Below are 20,718 nucleotides of genomic sequence, written 5' to 3'. Positions count from 1 at the left end.
AACACTTTTTTAAAAAATTTTTTATTTTTTTGAATGTTTTTTTGAAAGTAATAAAGAAAATAGAGAGGGAATCCTCTCTATTTATATTCTTGTCTGTATTTGTTTTCTTCAGCTTTGTTAGCCCATACATAATGACCTGGTTTAATTTCAACCATTTGTGGTTTATCTTCCGAGTAATCATGTTGTTCTGGATCGTAGATTTTTAGAACTTTTTTACGTTCTAGAATTGGATCTGGAATTGGGACCGCTGAAAGAAGCGATTGCGTGTACGGATGGATTGGGTGGTTAAATAGCTCTTCAGTTTCTGCTACTTCTACAATAACCCCTTTATAGATAACTGCAATACGGTCAGAAATAAAGCGCACAACTGACAAGTCATGGGCGATAAAGAGGTAGGTCAAGCCTAATTCTCTTTGGAATTTTTTCAAAAGGTTCAAGACCTGCGCACGTACTGAAACGTCAAGGGCTGAGATTGGTTCATCTGCAATGACAAATTCTGGTTCCATGACAAGTGCACGGGCAATACCGATCCGTTGACGTTGACCACCTGAGAATTCGTGAGGATAACGTGTCAAATGTTCTGCTAGAAGCCCAACTTCATGCATAATATTTTTTACTTTTTCCTGACGTTCTTCTTCGCTGTTAAACAAATGGTGGTTGATCAAACCTTCAGAGATAATATAATCAACTGTTGCACGTTCATTCAAACTTGCTGCTGGGTCTTGGAAGATCATTTGAATTTTACGGATCAACTCTGATTTTTCACTATGAGAGTTTTTTCCGTTGATCTTGCGACCGTCATAAATAATTTCTCCAGCACTTGTATCATTCAAACCGATGATCGCACGCCCAATTGTTGTCTTACCACTTCCTGATTCACCAACAAGAGAGAAAGTTTCTCCCTTATTAATGAAAAAGTTGGCGTTCTTTACAGCAACGAATTTTTTACTTCCTTCACCGAAGGAAATTTCTAAATCTTTAATTTCAACTAATTTTTCAGTCATTTCCTTCCTCCTATTCTGTAATTTGAGTGAAGCCCATTTTTGAGCCAATCTTTTCGTGAAGGTTTTCGATTACTTCTGGTTTATGAACTGTTGGTGCATCTGGATGGAGCAACCATGTCTTAGCCCAGTGAGTATCGGTTACTTTGAAAGCAGGTGCCTCTTCTTCAAAATCAATCTGCATTGCATAGTCTGAACGAAGTGCGAAAGCATCTCCTTTGATTGGAGCATACAATGATGGCGGAGTTCCTGGAATAGAGTAAAGATCACCATCTGAGGTTGACAATTGAGGCAAGCTTGAAAGCAAGCTCCATGTGTATGGATGTTTTGGATCGTAGAAAATTTCTTCTACTTTACCAAACTCAACAATTTCTCCAGCATACATAACGGCTACTTTATCTGCAATACTTGCAACCACACCTAAGTCGTGGGTGATAAAGATAACTGTAAATTGGTATTCTTTTTGAAGGGATTTCAACAAATCAATGATTTGCGCTTGAATGGTTACGTCTAGGGCTGTTGTTGGTTCGTCACAGATTAAGATATCTGGACGGCAGGCCAAGGCGATGGCAATAACGATCCGTTGACGCATCCCACCTGAATATTGGAATGGATACTCATCAAAACGACGTTCCGCATCTGGAATTCCAACTTTCTCCATATAGTCCAAAGCCATTTCTTTAGCTTCTTTAGCTGTTTTCCCTTGGTGTTTGATAATGACTTCCGTAATTTGTGAACCAATTGTGTTGATTGGGTCCAAACTTGTCATTGGGTCTTGGAAAATTGTAGCGATCTTAGATCCACGAATATTTTCCCAATCTTTATTCGATTTCAAATCTGTCAATTCTTGACCACGGTATTTAATCGAACCTTGGGCAATACGGCCATTATCTTCTAACATTCCGGTGAACGTCTTTGTCAAAACTGATTTCCCTGAACCTGACTCACCAACCAAGGCAAGAACTTCACCTTCTACTAGCTCAAGCGATACGCCACGAATCGCTGTCAGTACGCGATCGCGCACGTCAAATTCCACTACGATATCTTGAGCAGATAAAATAATATTGTTATTTGATGTCATATCTACTCCTCCTATCTATGTGTACGTGGGTCGCTGGCATCGGCCAAGTTTTGTCCGACGATAAAGAATGACAAGGATACTAAAATCAAAACAGTAAGTGGAATCCAGAATAGGTAGGCATTTGTAGTTACGTTTTGAGAATAGTCAGAAATCAACCGTCCCAAACTTGGAACTGTGATTGGAAGACCAAGTCCGAAGAAGGAAAGGAAAGCTTCGTAAGAAATAAAACTTGGTAACATTTGTGATGTCTGGGTCACGATTACAGATACCAATTGAGGTAAAATATTTTTCGTAACAATTTTCAACGTTGGTGTTCCTAATGTTCGACTGGCCAAGTTGTACTCCAAATCACGGTAACGCATGATTTGAACACGAATCATGTAGGCAATTCCGATCCATCCTGTTAAGGACATGGCAAGAATCAAATTCCAGAAACCAGATCCCATTGAGTAAGTCAAGACGATAACGATCAACATAAATGGAATGTTTGAAATAACGTTATAAACTTCCATCATGATACGGTCGATGGATTTTGAGATTCCCCAAATTCCACCAACGATGACTCCGACCACCACGTTAATAACAGTTGCGATAAAGGAAATGATAATCGAATTTCGAGCACCAAACCAAACTCCATCAAAGAGGGATTTACCGTTGTTATCTGTACCAAAGAAAGCTTTGGCACTTGGTGGATTCAAACGTGCTGAAAAGTCATTTACCTTACTTACGTCGTTGTAATCAAAATTTGAAAACATCGGGTAGATAAAACTCATCAAGAGAATCCCAATCAAAACAGCAAGCATAATGATCGTGGTTCTTTTTTTAAAGAATTGTCTGAATACAGATTTCCAGTATGAATACGCTGGAGCATCGATTACTTCAGAGGCAAAGTCATCGCGTTTTACAAACTGAAATTTATTTTTATCGATTGTAGCCATTATTTGCCTCCTTTCGTATTCGTTAATTTAATCCGTGGATCAAGCACTGTCATCAAGATATCACCTAACATGGCAGCAAAGATACCAAGCGATGTGAAGATGAAGACAAGTCCGATAACCATGGTGTTGTTTGATGCTTTAATAGAGTCAATCAACATTTTACCCATACCTGGGAAAGCGAAGACTGTTTCAGTAAGTGTCGCACCTGAGATAACTCCAATAATAGATGTCGGAATACCAGATACCAATGGAACCATCGCATTTTTGAAGATGTGTTTTTTTGAAATCTCACGTTCTGACAATCCTTTTGAACGAGCAAAACGGACGAAATCTTGTGAATGGATATCGATCATGTAACGACGAATCCAAACGGCGTTAAATGGTGCACTCAATAAACCAAGAATCAGAGACGGCAATACATATGAACGCCAGTCCTGTGCTCCAAGAACTGGGAATGAGTCTGGAAGCCCAAAGAATGAACCTGCTAAACGGACAATGTAGACCGAAGCAATGGTTGGAAGAGACATCATAAATGTCAAAGCAGCTGTTGAGATGCTATCAAACCATGAGTTCTTGAACAGAGCCATGTAAGATCCTAATGGGATCGCAATCAAATAAGAAATTGCAATACCAATCAAACCAATGATTGAAGAAGATGCAATCATGGATGGATTCTCATAGTTGCTCAACGTTGCTGTATAAGCGTCCCCTTTACCAAATCGACTGATATCTTGTGAGTCTGCCTTACTTGGTGATTTGTAGGTACGTGAGTAGATATCGATGGAAGATGTCTTTTTACCTGTTGGGAAGTTCACTTCACTCTTCTTAGTTGTTCCTTGTCCTTGTGTAATAACTTGAAGAACAGGGGTATTTGAATAAGTTGGATATGAATTTCCAAGGTTTAAGGTCACAAAGTTTTGGTGTACATATGGGAATTGACCATTAAAGTACAAGAGGTATTTGTGTTTCGTACCAGAACCTACAACTGACCAACCAATAGACGGATCATTTTCAATACGGATATAGCGTTTGAGGTTTGGATTTGAAGCATCTTTCACCCAACCTGGATGATCAAATTGAATCAAATTCGCATAGAAGCTGACGACACGTTCAAAAACTGGAATTTCACGCACCGCATAGAAAGACTTACTTTCTGGGAAACGTTTCAACTGCCAACCATGACCTAATTTGTTAATGTATTCCTTATAGATCTTTTCATTGGCAGTTGTCGCATCAACTGTTACAGAAGAATCTTCTTTACTTGCTTTTTGTTGCAAGCTCTTTGAATCCATGTATTCCAAATAACCCATGCGATCGTAGACAGTATTTTCGTAGTTGATCTTCGAATCTTTTGTCTTCGCTACTTTATTGTAGTTGGGGTCATTTTTAAAAATGAGATTTCTCGGTGTTAGCGTATAGATAATCATGTAGGTTAATGTCGTGACGAGAAAGATCGACACTAACGAACGCAAAATACGCATAAAAACATATTTTTTCATATTTCATTCCTTTAATGTCCAAAAGAACTTTCTCCCCTAGAAGAGAAAGTTCTAATGAAAAGCAATAATTAATTATTTAACGTGTTTTTCAAGATCTTGTTGAGCTTTTTTGTTTGACTCAGCTTTTTCTTTTTGCCATTTTTCACGTGCTTGTTCGTATTGTTTCTTAGTAACAGGTTCATCTTGAACTTCTACATATTTGAAGTAAGCAGATCCTTTGTTACCTGTTTGAGCTGATGGGCCAGAGAATGGAACCACTTTAGAAACAACTGTTGCTGCGCCTGTGCTTGACATTGTTGGGATTACTAAGGCACTATCACTCAACCAAGCTTGAGCAGTAGCATATTTTTCGTAACGTTTAGCTACATCAAGTGATTCGCTATTAGCATCTGCAAGAAGTTTCGCATACTCATCCAAGCCAACTGCTTTGGCTGAAGCATTATCTACACCACCTGCAAAACCAAGGTAAACTTTTGTTTGGTCTTCTGATGATGGTTGAAGAGTATCAAGGTAAGTTGATGGATCATCGTAGTCTGGGTTCCATCCGACCAATCCTTGAAGATCCCAATCTGCATCTGCAGCTGATGGAACATTCAATGTGATGTTCAACACTTCGTCTTGGTCCATCATTTGAAGGTCAAGAACGACATTGTCTTTACCAAGAGTATCTTCCACTGTTTGTTTCAATGATTGCATCCGTGAAACAAAGTTTGTAGAGTTTTGTGCTACTGGTACGTCAATATGAATTGGGAATTGAACGCCATCTTTTTGAAGTTCAGCTTTTGCTTTTTCAAGTTGTGCTTTTGCTTTGTCTTTGTTGTAAAGACCGTCTTGACCATCTGCAAGGTTGACACCTTTCCATTGGTCTCCATAAGTAGTCAACTTATCTGCAACCACATCTCCAAAGTCTTTCCCATTAACTTGTACAAAAGCAGGAGCTGTATAGGTATTACGGATAGCTGGTTTAGCAAATGCTTTACTATTTACTTGCGCTGAATAGTTTTCACGATTCAAAGCAAAGGTGATAGCTTGACGGAAATCTTTGTTTAAGATTGCTTTCTTAGTAGAAGATTTTTCAGCATCTGATTTCTTAGCTGTGTGTTTGTAAGATTGACGATCAATGTTGAAACCAAGGACTGCTACACCTGAACCAGCCGGTGTGTTGTAAATGTTGTCTTTATATTTTTTCTCTACTGTAGCAAAGTTTGAGCTTGCTGGGAAAAGACGAGCAACTGTATAAGCTCCATCAGAGAAGCCACGCGCCAATGAATCTTGATCTGATCCATCGTAGTAGGTAAGTTTCACTTCTTTAAGGTGAACGTTTTTCTTATCCCAGTAGTTGTCATTCTTTTCAAATACAACAGATGATTTTGACGTAATAGATTTAAGAAGGAAAGGTCCGTTTGCAAGGATTGACTTCACATCGTTTGGTTGACCAAAATCATCTCCCTTACTCTTCAAGAAATCTGTGCTAATCGGGAACAAGATTCCGTTTGTTGTTTTAGAGTTCCAGAAGGTTTCAGGTTTGTTCAATGTGTATTGAAGTGTGTAATCATCAACCGCTTTGACACCAACTTGGCTAAAGTCTGTAGTTTTTCCTTGTACATAATCATCCAAGCCTTTGATTGAGCCTTGAACTAGTGAAAGAGTTTCCGATTTTTTATCAGCAGCGTGTTTCAAACCTGTTACAAAGTCTTTAGCTGTCACTTCGCCATGTTCTTCACCGTCTGCATCGTACCACTTAACCCCTTTACGAATTTTGTAGGTATAAGTCAAACCGTCTTTTGAAACAGACCAATCTTCTGCAAGTGATGGTACGAGATTACCATACTTGTCATTTGCCATCAAACCATCTACGACGTTTGTAGTAATATCGTGTGTAGCAGCTTTAGAAGATACAGTGTAGTCCAAAGTTTGAGGATCATCTGTGTAGACATAACCATAGTTCTTGTCTTCGCCTGAGCTTGCTTTGCTAGTATTTGAACTAGAACATGCAGCCAACAATCCAGCTGCAAGAAGTGTTACTCCGGCAACTGCAAATACTTTACCTTTTTTCATAGGAATTCTCCAATAGTTTTTTTAGATTTGTTTAAGATTATATCACAAGTAGAAAAAAAAGTAAACTAAATTTTCTGAATATTCGATTTATCACTATTCAAAAACCTTGCTATGACTGGCTTTTTAGCCTAATTGATGATTTTACGATTTTCCATTAATCATTTGTATGATACAATAGAGAGGACTAAGCAACGAGGAAACAACTGTGAAAAAATTCTTTCTTTCTTTTTTAACTTTTATCTTGCTGTTATGCAGTTTACCTTATCAAGTCGTTCTAGCAGACGAGCTAGAACTTCCTGCTCAAAGTGCTATTGCTGTTGAAGCTGATACAGGTAAAATCTTATATGAAAAGGATTCAGAGAAAAAGCGAGATGTGGGGGGACTATCTACACTCTTGACCACTTATCTGATTTTCGAAGCCATTCATGAAAAAAAACTTTCTCTAAAAGATCCTATCAAACTGTCTGAGAAAGCTCTAGCCTTAAATGATATCGAAGGTGCTGGTTCTCTTCCTATGGAAGCGAACCAATATACGGTTGAACAGTTATTGACTGCTCTTTTAGTTGGAAATTCTAGCACCGCTGCCTTGGCCTTAGCTGAGAAAGTAGGTGGCTCTGAGAAAAGCTTCGTTGAAAAAATGAAGCAAAAACTTGCTGAATGGGGCATTCAATCTCCTCATTTAATCAATGCTACCGGATTAAATACTCAAACCATCAGCGGAGATTCCGACGGGAAAGAAGACGAAAATCAATTGAGTGCTTATGATATTGCTGTTATTGCCAAGCACTTACTTCAGGATTTCCCTGAAGTGACCAAATATACTTCAAAGCCCACTGCTCTTTTTTCAAACACGCAGATTGAAAACCCCAACCTGATGCTAGAAGGCATGCCAAATTACCGTTCGGGCGTTGACGGCCTTCGGGTCAGCAACTCTACCAAAGGAGGCATCACCTTTGCTGCATCGACGACGCAAAATGGCATCCATATGATCACAGTTGTCCTAGGAGTGGAGGCAGTTGACGGTGATCCATATGCACGCTTTGTGGCTACTTCTTCTCTGATGAACTACGTGGTACGAACCTTTGTTTCTTCCATTGTCGTCAAAGAAGGAGATCCCTACGGAAAAAGTAAGGCAACTATCATGGATGGGAAGTCAGAGACTGTTTTAGCTGTTGCAAAAAAAGACTTCTATATCGTCGAAAAACAAGGTAGTCAAGCGGAACCAAAAATTCAATTCAAGAGTGACCAAGAATCATTCCGAGCACCTGTCAAATCAGGCACTAATCTTGGAAAATTACACTACACTGATCCAGATAAAATCGGACGTGGCTACTTAGAAGATCAAGAGCCAACGGTCGATATGGTAGCAGGAAGAACCATTGAGAAAAGCTTCTTCTTAAAAGTTTGGTGGAATGAATTCGTCCGTTATGTCAACGAAAAATTATAAGCAAAAAAATCACAATGGAGTCAAATCCATTGTGATTTTTGATTGATGAAAATGAATTATCCTACAGATCCTTCCATTTCGTAGCTAATGAGTCGGTTTAACTCAACGGCATATTCCATTGGAAGTTCTTTTGTAAAGGGCTCTACAAATCCCATGACAATCATTTCTGTCGCTTCTGATTCAGATAAACCACGACTCATCAAATAATACAGTTGTTCTTCTGAGATTTTTGAAACCTTAGCTTCGTGCTCCAAAGCAACTTGTGAGTTGTGAATTTCATTAAATGGAATGGTATCTGATGCAGATAAATCATCCATGATAATGGTGTCACACTCAATGTGAGAAACTGATTTCTTGGAATTTTTGTTAAAGGTTACTTGTCCACGGTAGTCTACCTTTCCGCCACCTTTCGCGATGGATTTCGACACGATAGACGAGCTAGTGTGAGGGGCATTGTGGATCATCTTGGCACCTGTATCTTGGTGTTGACCTGCATTCGCAAAGGCAATGGACAACATGGTCCCACGCGCTCCTTCCCCATCCAGATAAACAGATGGGTACTTCATGGTTGTCTTGGCTCCTAAGTTCCCATCGATCCACTCAACTGTGGCATCTTTTTGAGCTTTAGCCCGCTTGGTGACCAAGTTGTAGACATTGTCAGACCAGTTTTGGATGGTCGTGTAACGCATATAAGCACCATCTAAGGCAAAGATCTCAACAATCGCAGCATGGAGGCTATTGCTTGAATAGGTCGGTGCTGTACAGCCTTCTACATAGTGAACACTTGCTCCCTCATCCACGATAATTAAGGTACGCTCAAACTGACCTGTATTTTCATTGTTGATACGGAAGTAAGTTTGAAGGGGGACATCTACTTTTACGCCTTTTGGTACATAGATGAAGGTTCCACCAGACCAGACTGCTGAGTTGAGGGCAGCCAATTTGTTATCCGTTGGTGGTACTAACTTCGCAAAATACTGTTTGAAAAGGTCTGGGTATTCTTTTAGGGCAGAATCCGTATCGGTGAAGATAATCCCCAACTTTTCAAACTCTTCTTTCATATTGTGGTAAACCACTTCTGATTCATACTGAGCAGAAGCCCCTGCTAAGTAAGCACGTTCTGCTTCAGGAATCCCGATACGCTCAAAGGTTTCCTTGATTTTCTCTGGAACTTCGTCCCATGAACGGGCAGGTTTATCCGAAGGTTTTTGATAATAGATCAAATCATCAAAGTCAATTTCTGATAGATCGGCTCCCCAGGTTTGCATGGGCATCTTTTTGAAGGTTTCAAAAGATTTCAAACGGAATTCGAGCATCCATTCTGGTTCATTTTTTGCTGCAGACAATTCACGAATAACCGCTTCATTCAATCCCTTCCCGGTAGAGAGAATGGGTTGAACGTCATCGTGAAATCCAAATTTATATTCACCGAGATCAATTGGTTTCGGTTCGACTCTTTCTTCAGCCATAATTTCCTTTCTTTCTCTGTTTCTTCTTTTAACTATTTGCTACGTTCGATCGCTTTTTTAAGAGCATTCCAGGAGAGGGTCGCACATTTAATCCGTTGTGGAAATTTTGAGACTCCAGATAAAAATGCTGCGTCTCCTAATTCCTCTTGTCGAGGATCTGACTTCCCTTGGACCATTTCTGAAAAGACCTGTGCCAATTCTTCAACTTCCTCTTTTGTTTTTCCCATTACAGCATCTGTCATCATGCTAGCTGAAGCTGTTGAGATCGTACAGCCTGAATTCACAAAGGCAATATCTTCCACCCTGTCATTCTCATCAAATTTCACACTTAACTGGATCACATCTCCACAAGTTGGATTGTTGAGTTGGATCTTATCAACATCTTCAATCTGCCCTTGGTGATGCGGGTGTTTTGAATGGTCAGCTACGACCGCCATGTACAGCGAATCTAATTTAGAAAGTGCCATTGAAAAACTCCTTTGCTTTGATCAATGCCTCAATTAATTTATCACAGTCCGCTTTGGTGTTGTAGATATAAAAACTTGCTCTCGTTGTCGCCGGAACTTGTAGGTATTGAAGGAGCGGTTGTGCACAGTGGTGACCTGCACGAACAGCAATCCCTTCATAATCTAATGCTGTTGCCAAGTCATGCGGATGGAGATCTCCTAGATTAAAGGAAATGACGCCAGAACGTTGGGCTAAGTCTTGGGAACCATAGATGGTCAAGCCTTCGATAGCCTGTAATTTTGGAAACACATAGGCAATCAATTCTTGCTCATGCGCTTCTACCTGTTCCATCCCCAGCTCTTCTAAGTAATCGATTGCTGCACCAAGTCCAATTGCACCCGCCATATTAGGGGTTCCAGCTTCAAATTTCCAAGGTAATTCCTTCCAAGAGGCAGATTGCTCGTAAACAAAGTCAATCATCTCGCCCCCAAACTCGATCGGAGACATTTGCTCTAAGATTTCTTCCTTCCCATAGAGGACACCAATCCCTGTTGGTGCAGCCATCTTATGGCCAGAAAAAGCAAAGAAATCCGCATCTAAGTCTTGTACATCAATGGCCATATGAGGGGTTGATTGAGCCCCATCTACGACCATTATCGCTCCAACTTCATGAGCTAATCGAGCAATTTCCTTGATCGGATTGACCACCCCTAAGACATTTGAAGCATGGGTGATAGAGACAAATTTTGTCTTCTCACTAAGCTTGCTCTTTAAGTCCTGCATATCCAGTAAGCCATCTTTTAGATAGACATAGACCAGTTTTGCTCCTGTTTTCTTGCAGGCTTGCTGCCAAGGAATGATGTTGGAGTGATGTTCCATGATGGAAATCAGGACTTCATCCCCTTCCTTTAGGACTTCTTCTGCATAGCGGGCTACCCAGTTGAGTCCGGTCGTTGTTCCTCTTGTAAAGAGCACTTCCTTGGTTGATGAAGCGTTGATAAATTTTCTGACTTTCTCACGCGCCGCCTCATAAGCAGCTGTCGCTCGTTCAGCCAAGGTATGGACTCCACGATGGACATTGGCGTTATCTTGCAAATAATAGTGATTGACTGCTTCAAGAACACGTTTAGGTTTTTGCGTCGTCGCTGCATTATCTAGATAAACCAAAGGCTCATCGTGGACTAGTTGATCGAGAATGGGAAAATCTTGAGCAATCGTATTTTTATCTAGCATTGTTTCTCCTTAGCGTTGAGATAACTTTTCTTCGATGGTAGCAATCATTTCATCACGTACTTCTTGAACTGGGATTTCAACAATAACAGATCCCAAGAAACCACGCACCACTAAGCGTTCCGCTGTGTGTTGATCCAGGCCACGACTCATGAGGTAATACATATCTTCTGGGTCCACTTGACCGATCGATGCAGCATGGCCTGCTGTAACGTCATTTTCATCAATCAAGAGGATTGGGTTGGCATCTGAACGCGCTTGGTCCGATAACATCAAAACACGGCTTTCTTGCTGAGCATCAGCTCCTTTAGCCCCCTTGATAATATGACCAATTCCATTGAAGGTCAAGGTTCCTTTTTCAAGAATAACCCCGTGTTGCAAGATATTTCCGATCGAGTTGCAACCAAAGTTGGTCACGCGGGTGTCAATTCCTTGCACCTGACGACCGCTTGATAAGGCAACGACTTTCAAATCTGCATGACTTCCGTTTCCAACCAAGTCACTGTCAAAATCTGCAACCACGTTGCCTTCGTTCATAACACCGATAGCCCAATCAATGCTGGCATCCTGACCTAGTTTTCCACGTCGACTGATGTAGGCTGTGACATTTTCACCCAGACGGTCAATCGCCGCAAATTTCACTTGGGCACCTGAGCGGGCAATCACCTCAACCGTCACATTAGCAGTTGCTGTTGCTGAGCCATCACCTTTTGATTCTAGGCGTTCCAAATAGCTGAACTTGCTGTTTTTGCCTGCAATAATCAAAATGTGTTTGTTAAAAGGTACATCACTATCACTATCCTGGTAGAAAATACCTTCGATTGGTTCTGAAATTTCGACGTTATCTGGAATATAGAGAACAGCCCCACTATTAAAATAAGCCGTGTGGTAAGCTGCTAGCTTGTCGTCATCGTATTTGACTGAAGACATGAAGTAGTCTTCCACCATCTGCGGAATTTCTTCTAGGGCAGAATGGAAATCTGTGAAAAGGACTCCTTGGTCTGCCAAGGTTTGTGGCACCTGTTCAAATACAGTTTGGGTTCCAACTTGGACCAATTTTAAGTTTGAATCGAGGGCTGTAAAATCGGGAACATTGGCAGAAGCCTCGCTTTCTGTGATCGTTCCATCCCCAAGATTCCAGCGGTGGAATTTGACGCGTTCAATGGCTGGCAATTCCAACTGATCGATCTTGTCAAAAGCTTTTTTTCGTAAATCTTGCAGCCAGCTTGGCTCAGCATGCAATTCCGAAAAGAGGGTAATATTTTCAATACTCATTTTTTTCTCCTAATAAAGATACTATCTGTTTGATTTTATGACAACATTAGATCACTTGTCATCAGGTTATAGTTCTTCTTTATAGTCGTAACCGAGTTCTTCTGCAAGTTGTGCATAGCCTTCACGTTCCAAGCGTGCAGCCAATTCTGGCCCACCTGAAAGCACAACACGGCCTTCCATCATCACATGAACGACGTCAGGAGTAATATAGTTCAACAAACGTTGGTAGTGGGTGATGATCATAGCTCCAAAACCTTCACCCCGCATTGCATTAACCCCTTTAGATACGACCTTAAGAGCATCGATATCCAAACCAGAGTCAATTTCATCCAAAAGGGCAAATGTTGGTTCCAACATCAACAATTGAAGGATTTCATTGCGTTTTTTCTCACCACCAGAGAATCCTTCGTTCAAATAGCGTTCTGCCATTTCTTCTTTCATGTTGAGCAGTTCCATCTTTTCATCCAATTTTTTGATGAAATCACGAATAGAGATCTTCTCGTCCTCTTCTTTACCAGCATTCAAGGCTGCACGTAAAAATTCTGCATTGGTAATCCCTGGGATTTCTGAAGGGTATTGCATAGCAAGGAACAAGCCCATCCGTGCACGTTCGTCTACTTCCAATTCCAAGATGTTGACACCATCAAAGAGAATCTCCCCTTTGGTTACTTCATAATTTGGGTTTCCCATAATGGCAGCTGACAGAGTAGATTTCCCTGTTCCATTTGGTCCCATGATGGCTGCGATCTCACCAGTTTTTAGGGTCAGGTTTACACCTTTTAAAATTTCTTTGCCTTCAATTTCAACGTGAAGGTCTTTAATTTCTAATGTCGACATTGCATTCCCTTTCTTTTTACTTTGAAGTCTAGAAGGTTCTCAAAGCATCGATTCCTTCATCACAAAGTATTTTTTTACCTTTCAAGTATATCAAAAAAAAGCCTAAATGGCTTTTCTTTTGATTAGAACTATTCTTATTTAGTTTTTTCTTTTCGTTTTTGACGAACTTCCTCCCGGTAGGAAGAATTCCCTATATAGCGCAGAACATTTAACAAAGGACTATGATGTGGCCCTAAAACCCCAATCAATTCTGCTAACAACTCTACTCCAAACAAGAGCCCGATCACAAGTAGGACACCCCCAATGCGACTCGAGATGTTGAGCAAGAGAGAAATCAAGGAGAAAATCATCGAAATCCCATAGATCACAAGTACAGTTCCCCGATGTGTCAAGCCCAGAGAAAGAAGTCGGTGGTGCAAGTGATTGCGATCCGGTTTATAAAATTTTTGACCAGATAGGGTCCGACGGATAATGGCTAAAAAGGTATCTGTAATCGGTACTCCGAGGATAATCATTGGTGTGACTACCGCAACAGCTGTCGCATTTTTCAAACCTTGCAAGGACAAGACAGAAATCATAAATCCGATAAACAAGGCACCGGTGTCTCCCAAATAGAGAATGGCCGGATGGTAGTTAAAGGGAAAGAAACCTGCAATGGACGCAACCAAGACAAAGATCGTCATGGTCAGAAAGAGATTGGGTACTGGTAGAAAGAAATAGGACACAATCCCCATTGTCACTAGGGAAATAATAGAGACCCCACTCACCAAGCCATCTAATCCATCAATCAGATTGACTGCATTGGTAATGGCAACAATCCAAATCACTGTCAAAAGATACGATAGCCATGGTTCAAAATGAAGTAAGGGACCACCGAACGGAATCTTGAAATCATTCAGCCGAAAATCTGTCAAAAACCAGACCAGACTCGCTGCCAGCAGGATACCGATCATCTTTTTCTTGGCTGACAACTCTTTTACATCATCGATCAAGCCTGTAAGAGCGATAATCCATCCCGCTCCTACGACCGGCAAGGTATAGGATAGGTAACTTTTGATTGGTGCGGTGGTGGATGTCAGCATAGGAATAAACACGAGAGTCGCAATTGAAAAAGCAATCACGATAGCCAGTCCACCCGCGCTTGGCATGGGCTTGGTATTGATCCGACGCGCATTCGGATAATCTACGGCATCAATCTTAAAGGAGAACAAGCGAACCAAGGGCGTCAATACCAAGGCAATCATAAAAGTCCCAATCAGCACCAGAACAAATTGCAAGGAAAAGGACATCATAAGCTAGCAACTTTCTTCAAATTCTCAATCGCACCAGACACCATTAGTAAGTGACCATGTTCCTGCAGAACGGCCCGTGTCACTTCTGAATCATCCGCATACTCCCGAATGATGGCAAGTAACCAGGTTGGATATTGATTTGGTTGATCCTCTGTATCGATCAAGACAGTTAAATAATAATCAGATCCCATTTTGTATAATTCAGAGGTATCCACTGGAAAGCTGACCGTTTTTGAAAAGGCAACTGCTTGCTGGATATTTGAAAAACGCAAAATGTAATAAATATACTGACTTACTGGCGCTTCAGGTGTCGGATCTTGTTCTTGATTGTCCCGCAACTCTTCTTGTTCCAAATGGTGAATAGCTTCTGCATCCCCTTTTGTCTTATCAGAGATTGTTTTTTCCAGGGTTTTGATAAATTCATCTGGCGTCATGCGCGACAACTCTTCCATATCAGGAAGATCTGATAAATCCTCAAAATCCAATTGTTGGTCAATTTTTGATTTGGTAACAAAAACATCCAGTTTATCTGGTTTTGGTGTCACACGAAAACTAAGCATCCCGCTATCCAGGAAGCTTTCTGGCATTTCGAGTTCATCCAAAATGGCGTAGAAAAACTCTTCTGTTTTTTCTTGTGGGACAAGGAAATCAGCAATTTCCATCCCACGTTCTTCTAAGTCTTCTAGTTGGATCGTGATCTTAATAGTTGAATCACTAATTTGCTTCATCTTCATAGCATAACCTCATACTTCTAGTCTTACTATTATACTAAAAAATTGGATAGAATTCAAAAAAAGGATGCATCGAAAAGAGGTCGGGACAAAAGTCTCCAACCTCGAAAAATAATTTGATCAAGTTCAACCGTTCTCTTAGAAAATAACACGGAAGAGTCCATACAATAGCAAGATGGAACCAAGAACAATCCGGTATTTCCCAAAGACGGTGAAATCATGATTTTTCACATAATCTGTCAAGAAGCGGATAGCGTACATGCTGACCACAAAGGCCACTCCCATCGCTACCAGTAGAATAAAGAGTTGCCCCAGTGCTAGTGAATGTCCGCCAAGAGCGAATTTTCCAACCTTTAAGAGGCTAGCGCCAAACATGGCTGGGATCCCTAAATAAAAGGTAAATTCTGTCACCACTGGACGACTAACACCATTGATCAAGCCGCCTACAATCGTAGCACCTGAACGGCTTGTTCCTGGAAATAGCGATAAAACTTGGAAGAGTCCGATATAAAGAGCTGTTCGATAAGGGAGCTTATGCAATTCCGTTACTGCTGGCTCAACCTGTTCTCGTCTTTCCAGATAGATAAAGGCAATCCCGTAGGTGATCAACATAATCGCAACGGAAATCGAATTGTGAAAATGCGCCTCAAACCAATCATCCAATTTAAAAACAAAGACAAGCGGGAGCGTTGCAACCGCAACTTTTGCCCATAATTGCCAAGTTCGACGTACTTCTAGTGGAGATTTCCCCGGTTTGAAGGGATACAATTTATCGAAATAAATCACCACAACCGCTAGGATCGCACCCAATTGGATCACGACATTGAACATCTCCATAAAGGCTGGATCTTGATTTTTAAACTGCACAAAATCCTGTAACAGAATCAAGTGACCTGTACTTGAGATCGGTAACCATTCTGTAATCCCCTCGACAATCCCAAAAAGAACCGCCTTGATTAATTCGATCAGAAACATCTTTTTCTCCTAAACTTACATTTGCTCTATTATATCATAAATCTATGGACTGGACCAGACCTTCTAAACTAGAAGGGAAAGAGCGACCAAGACCATTCTTAGTGCTGCTTAGAAGGCACCAAAGCCTCCTCCGCCTCCTCCGCCAGAGAAACCTCCTCCACTACCAGAGGAAACTGTGAAATGACTAGCTGTCGATGCTGTCGATCCATAAGTAGACATGGCATGACTTGAGTGGGTCACATCATGATAGAACGGAGTATAAACGAAGGCGTTTAAGGCTTGATTTTCTAAATGAATATTCCGAAGCTTCATGACCTTTGTGACCTGATCAGCTACACCATACAAGGCCGCATAGACCAATAAGCGATTCCATAGGACCAGAGACTGCAACTCTGCATCATTGAGGTGGGCAATCTCTTTCAACATCCGACCAAAACTATCCCAGTAATAGCGTTGCTCAGCACCCGCAAGATTGACAACTCCATCTCGTAGGCAGGCTTTAAAGACACCATTGAAGCGCACTGGCATAAACCAAAGTATGAGGATCCCTATCAAACAAGGAACAGAGAACCAACCCATCCCAAAGATGGCAAAGATTTCTGCTCCAAGAGCGATAAACCAAGCAGCCCAACCAAAGAAGAGACTTCGTCTAGCTTGCGCTTCTTCTTTTGCTTCTAAAGGGCGATAGTAGCTTGGCAAATGGAGATCTTCCACCTTGCGATGAACATCTCGGGCCACTTGGTTGACAGCCGTATCAAAGCGGCCCTGAGCCCAACTTCCTAGTGAACGAATGGCATCTTGATCTGCTTTTTTGGCATGTTTGTATACATCATCACTAAATTTATAATTCTCAAAGAGACGGTTAACAGGACAGGAAACTTGATCCCCAAAAGCCATATTCATAAAGGAGCGTTCAAAATCATCCACATGTCCATGAGACTTTCTCGTCAAAACGACTTCATTTCCTTGTTGCTCGTAGACAATCACTCCACGATCCATCAAATCCAGCAAAGTAGCTTGAAGCATTTTTTCAAATGTGAATACTGGAGGAGTTGCCTTCTCTTTATTGGTCGGGGAGGCCTCGTCTAATTCGGCTGAATAAACAACCGAGCTCATAACAAGAGGTGCAATATCCTGTGGAATCTCGTAAAGACGAGTATCAGTCGGATAGGTCACACCAGGCCAAATCATTTTTTTGAACCGATTGCGACCCAAGAGAGAAAGAAGCCAGAGTGCAATAATGAAGGCTGGCAAGATCCAGTTCCAAAACATGCGTGTCCAGTATTTTTCCTGTTCAATTTTAGCTTGGTTCTTGTGAAATTCATCCAATTTGGTTAATCCTGTATTTCGACCAGAATCATACAAAGTAGTTAGATCTGACTTCAACCAGTAACCATACAACTCCACAGCCTTTCCTTTGCCTAGGTTATAGAAAGTGGCAGAATAGATTCCATCTTCTTTCTTTACAGTCACATCCGGTCCCATAAAGGCTGTATGGATATACAGTTCCGATTGGGCATTAGCTGGTGCAAACTTAGGGATGACACGAAACTGAACTTCATCCACCTTCTGATCGCCATCTGTGATCGGTTTCCAGTTCAACTCCAAGATATCCTTGTGTGAATAGAGGAGATTTTTTAATTTCCATGTAACTTTAATTTTGACAGTATCTGTCGCTACACCACTGTTATAAATTTTCACTCGGTAGCCATCACCTAGATTCGTAATCTCGGGTTCTCTTTGAAGATCACGACCTTCCACCTCAACCTTTGGCGGTATCTCAATTGCAAACCCTTGTGGCATGTTGCCCGCAGTTCCTAGGCTAACATACTGCCCTCTATAAGAATCTTTGAAATAATAAACCAGTTCTTCCTCATAGGTGGCGTCGTCCCAGGTGTCCAAGGTCAAGGTTCCACCATAGTAAAGTACATCATAAGATGGACTAGATGCATGGACATTCTGACTGACAAAAAGGCAGGCCAGAAAGGCGAAAAAAACATACAAATACTTTTTCATTTGATCACGCTCCTTTGTATTATTATAGCATTTTTTAAATAAAAAGAGGACCATGTTTGAAATGCAGCCTATTTTACTGTACAATAGAGAAGTTAAAATAAGGAAGAGGAGAAAAAATGAAAAAAACATTATTCGCGCTCTTAACAGGGCTTTTCATTTGCCTAGGCATCACACAGGTTGCTCATGCAGATGACTATTTACGAATCGGAATGGAAGCGGCCTACGCTCCTTTCAACTGGACCCAAGAAGATGATGCAAATGGAGCTGTTAAAATTGACGGTACCAATCAATATGCCAATGGGTACGATGTCCAAATCGCCAAAAAAGTTGCTGAGGAGTTAGGTAAAAAACCTCTGATCGTAAAAACATCTTGGAACGGTTTAATTCCAGCCCTCACTTCTGGTAAAATCGATATGATTATCGCTGGGATGAGTCCAACCGCTGAACGTAAAAAAGAGGTCGCCTTCTCAAAGAGCTACTATACCAGTGAACCGGTCATGCTCGTTCGTAAAGATGGAAATTATGCAAACGCCACTAGTCTAGATGACTTTAAGGATGCAAAGGTCACCTCTCAACAAGGGGTCTACCTCTATTCTCTCATTTCCCAACTCAAGGGTGTGAAACAAGAAACTGCAATGGGTGATTTTGCCCAGATGCGTCAAGCTTTAGAATCGGGTGTTATTGATGCCTATGTTTCTGAACGTCCCGAAGCCCTAACCGCCGAGTCCGCTAATTCTAAATTTAAAATGATTCAATTCAAAAAAGGATTTGAAGTTGGGGAAGAAGATGCGACCATCGCTATCGGGATGAAGAAGGGTGACACTAGAATTGACCAAGTCAATGCCGCACTAGCTAAGATTTCGTCTGAAGACCAAGTCAAACTCATGGATGATATGATTAAGAAGCAACCAGCTTCCAGTGATGCTAGTGATGATAAGCAGACATTCTTTAGCCAAATGATGAAGATTTTAAAGGATAATGGCCCACAGTTCTTACGGGGAACTGGAATGACCCTCTTAATCTCTATGACTGGAACTATCGCTGGGTTGATTATCGGTTTGTTAATCGGTGTCTTCCGGACAGCTCCGAAGGCTAAAAATAAATTCCTTGCTGGATGCCAAACTGCCTTTGGTTGGTTCCTCAATGTCTACATTGAAATCTTCCGTGGAACTCCGATGATCGTTCAATCCATGGTCATTTTCTACGGTTCCGCCCAAGCCTTTAACATTTCCTTGGATCGTACCTGGGCCGCCATCTTTATCGTATCCATCAATACCGGAGCTTATATGAGTGAGATTGTTCGTGGTGGGATCTTAGCAGTGGATCCAGGTCAGTTTGAAGCAGCGACTGCTCTAGGAATGACCCATGGACAAACCATGCGCAAGGTCGTCCTTCCACAGGTTGTTCGCAATATCTTGCCAGCAACAGGGAATGAATTTGTTATTAACATCAAGGATACATCTGTTTTGAATGTTATCTCTGTAGTTGAACTGTACTTTACAGGAAATACGGTCGCAACTCAAAACTACCAATACTTCCCAACATTTACGATCATCGCTGTGATTTACTTCGTTCTCACCTTTACCATCACACGAATCCTTCGCTACATCGAACGTCGCTTAGATTCTGATACTTATACTACAGGTGCAAATCAAATGCAAGTCAATGAGGTGAAATAATGTCAGAAAAAATTCTTGAAATTCAACATTTAAAAAAATCTTATGGTCAAAATGAAGTCTTGAAAGATATTTCCCTTACGGTTGAAAAAGGAGAGGTGATCTCCATCATCGGGAGCTCTGGTAGCGGAAAATCAACCTTCCTTCGCTCCATCAATCTTCTAGAAACTCCTACAGCTGGAGAGATTCTCTATCGTGGACAAAATGTTCTTGATCCTGAGTATGATCTTACCCACTACCGCGAGAAATTAGGAATGGTTTTCCAAAGCTTTAATCTCTTCGAAAATTTAAACGTCTTGGAAAATACCATCGTTGCACAAACAACCGTCCTCAAGCGTGATCGTGAAACCGCAGAAAAAGTTGCCAAAGAAAACCTTGAAAAAGTCGGTATGGGATCTCAATATTGGGCTGCCCGTCCGAAACAACTTTCAGGTGGTCAAAAGCAACGGGTCGCTATCGCACGTGCCCTCTCTATGGATCCTGATGCCATTCTCTTCGATGAACCCACTTCTGCCCTAGATCCAGAAATGGTTGGAGAAGTCTTGAAAATCATGCAGGACCTGGCAAAAGAAGGTCTCACCATGATTGTTGTCACCCACGAAATGGAATTTGCTCGCGATGTCTCTAGCCATGTCATCTTCATGGACAAGGGTGTCATTGCTGAACAAGGAGATCCAAAAGAAATCTTTACCAATCCCAAAGAAGAACGGACCAAGGAATTTCTTCAACGCTTCTTACATTAATCT

17 protein-coding genes are annotated in these 20,718 nt (G+C 41.2%); 3 read left to right on the top strand and 14 right to left on the bottom strand.

Features of this window, described 5'->3' with window-relative positions; all coding sequences use genetic code 11:
- Positions 1-77 precede the first annotated feature (77 nt).
- From HMPREF3002_RS02935 to HMPREF3002_RS02915, 5 genes are all read right to left on the bottom strand, one after another.
- On the bottom strand, positions 78-1,004 hold the full coding sequence (locus tag HMPREF3002_RS02935) for an ATP-binding cassette domain-containing protein (protein ID WP_003010296.1): 927 nt from the start codon (positions 1,002-1,004) through the stop codon (positions 78-80).
- 10 nt (positions 1,005-1,014) lie between these two features.
- Complete coding sequence (locus HMPREF3002_RS02930; protein WP_070665174.1) at positions 1,015-2,082, bottom strand: ABC transporter ATP-binding protein; 1,068 nt, start codon at positions 2,080-2,082, stop codon at positions 1,015-1,017.
- 11 nt (positions 2,083-2,093) lie between these two features.
- Positions 2,094-3,020, bottom strand: a complete 927-nt coding sequence (gene oppC / locus HMPREF3002_RS02925; protein ID WP_023919302.1) for an oligopeptide ABC transporter permease OppC — start codon at positions 3,018-3,020, stop codon at positions 2,094-2,096.
- The gene (locus HMPREF3002_RS02920; protein WP_023919303.1) at positions 3,020-4,519 is read right to left on the bottom strand and encodes an ABC transporter permease; all 1,500 of its coding nucleotides are present in this window, start codon (positions 4,517-4,519) and stop codon (positions 3,020-3,022) included. The genes oppC and HMPREF3002_RS02920 overlap by 1 nt, the downstream gene beginning before the upstream one ends.
- Positions 4,520-4,591: 72 nt before the next feature.
- Entirely contained in the window at positions 4,592-6,577 is a 1,986-nt protein-coding gene (locus tag HMPREF3002_RS02915; RefSeq protein ID WP_023919304.1) for a peptide ABC transporter substrate-binding protein, read from the bottom strand.
- A 205-nt stretch (positions 6,578-6,782) separates the two neighbouring features.
- On the opposite strand from HMPREF3002_RS02915, the gene HMPREF3002_RS02910 reads away from it, so the two are divergent.
- Entirely contained in the window at positions 6,783-8,024 is a 1,242-nt protein-coding gene (locus tag HMPREF3002_RS02910) for a serine hydrolase (protein ID WP_023919305.1), read from the top strand.
- 56 nt (positions 8,025-8,080) lie between these two features.
- On the opposite strand, the gene sufB is transcribed toward HMPREF3002_RS02910, so the two are convergent.
- From sufB to HMPREF3002_RS02865, 9 genes are all read right to left on the bottom strand, one after another.
- Complete coding sequence (gene sufB, locus HMPREF3002_RS02905; RefSeq protein ID WP_003010279.1) at positions 8,081-9,493, bottom strand: Fe-S cluster assembly protein SufB; 1,413 nt, start codon at positions 9,491-9,493, stop codon at positions 8,081-8,083.
- Positions 9,494-9,525: 32 nt separating this feature from the next.
- Positions 9,526-9,960 carry a Fe-S cluster assembly sulfur transfer protein SufU gene (gene sufU, locus HMPREF3002_RS02900; RefSeq protein WP_023919306.1) on the bottom strand — a complete coding sequence of 145 codons (435 nt, stop codon included), beginning with the start codon at positions 9,958-9,960 and terminating at the stop codon, positions 9,526-9,528.
- Complete coding sequence (locus tag HMPREF3002_RS02895; RefSeq protein WP_023919307.1) at positions 9,947-11,173, bottom strand: cysteine desulfurase; 1,227 nt, start codon at positions 11,171-11,173, stop codon at positions 9,947-9,949. Before HMPREF3002_RS02895 ends, sufU begins: the two co-directional genes overlap by 14 nt.
- Positions 11,174-11,182: 9 nt before the next feature.
- Positions 11,183-12,445: a Fe-S cluster assembly protein SufD gene (gene sufD, locus HMPREF3002_RS02890; RefSeq protein ID WP_023919308.1), complete on the bottom strand. Its 1,263-nt coding sequence runs from the start codon at positions 12,443-12,445 to the stop codon at positions 11,183-11,185.
- 66 nt (positions 12,446-12,511) lie between these two features.
- Positions 12,512-13,282 carry a Fe-S cluster assembly ATPase SufC gene (sufC, locus tag HMPREF3002_RS02885; protein ID WP_023919309.1) on the bottom strand — a complete coding sequence of 257 codons (771 nt, stop codon included), beginning with the start codon at positions 13,280-13,282 and terminating at the stop codon, positions 12,512-12,514.
- A 134-nt stretch (positions 13,283-13,416) separates the two neighbouring features.
- Positions 13,417-14,574, bottom strand: a complete 1,158-nt coding sequence (locus tag HMPREF3002_RS02880) for a glycosyltransferase family 4 protein (protein WP_049485793.1) — start codon at positions 14,572-14,574, stop codon at positions 13,417-13,419.
- On the bottom strand, positions 14,571-15,308 hold the full coding sequence (gene mecA / locus HMPREF3002_RS02875; protein WP_003013950.1) for an adaptor protein MecA: 738 nt from the start codon (positions 15,306-15,308) through the stop codon (positions 14,571-14,573). The genes HMPREF3002_RS02880 and mecA overlap by 4 nt, the downstream gene beginning before the upstream one ends.
- Positions 15,309-15,443: 135 nt before the next feature.
- On the bottom strand, positions 15,444-16,280 hold the full coding sequence (locus tag HMPREF3002_RS02870; RefSeq protein ID WP_013904699.1) for an undecaprenyl-diphosphate phosphatase: 837 nt from the start codon (positions 16,278-16,280) through the stop codon (positions 15,444-15,446).
- A gap of 108 nt (positions 16,281-16,388) precedes the next feature.
- Entirely contained in the window at positions 16,389-18,296 is a 1,908-nt protein-coding gene (locus HMPREF3002_RS02865) for a DUF2207 domain-containing protein (RefSeq protein WP_023919311.1), read from the bottom strand.
- Between the two features lie 116 nt (positions 18,297-18,412).
- Between HMPREF3002_RS02865 and HMPREF3002_RS02860 the strand changes: the two genes are divergently transcribed.
- The gene (locus HMPREF3002_RS02860; RefSeq protein WP_023919313.1) at positions 18,413-19,975 is read left to right on the top strand and encodes an ABC transporter substrate-binding protein/permease; all 1,563 of its coding nucleotides are present in this window, start codon (positions 18,413-18,415) and stop codon (positions 19,973-19,975) included.
- Complete coding sequence (locus tag HMPREF3002_RS02855) at positions 19,975-20,715, top strand: amino acid ABC transporter ATP-binding protein (RefSeq protein ID WP_023919314.1); 741 nt, start codon at positions 19,975-19,977, stop codon at positions 20,713-20,715. The genes HMPREF3002_RS02860 and HMPREF3002_RS02855 overlap by 1 nt, the downstream gene beginning before the upstream one ends.
- The last annotated feature ends 3 nt before the right edge of the window (positions 20,716-20,718 follow it).

This window comes from Streptococcus sp. HMSC065E03, assembly GCF_001815045.1.
Taxonomy (GTDB): Bacteria; Bacillota; Bacilli; order Lactobacillales; family Streptococcaceae; genus Streptococcus; species Streptococcus parasanguinis_AD.
Note: the sequence above shows the minus strand (reverse complement) of the source record. Positions and strands in the feature narration are given on the sequence as shown.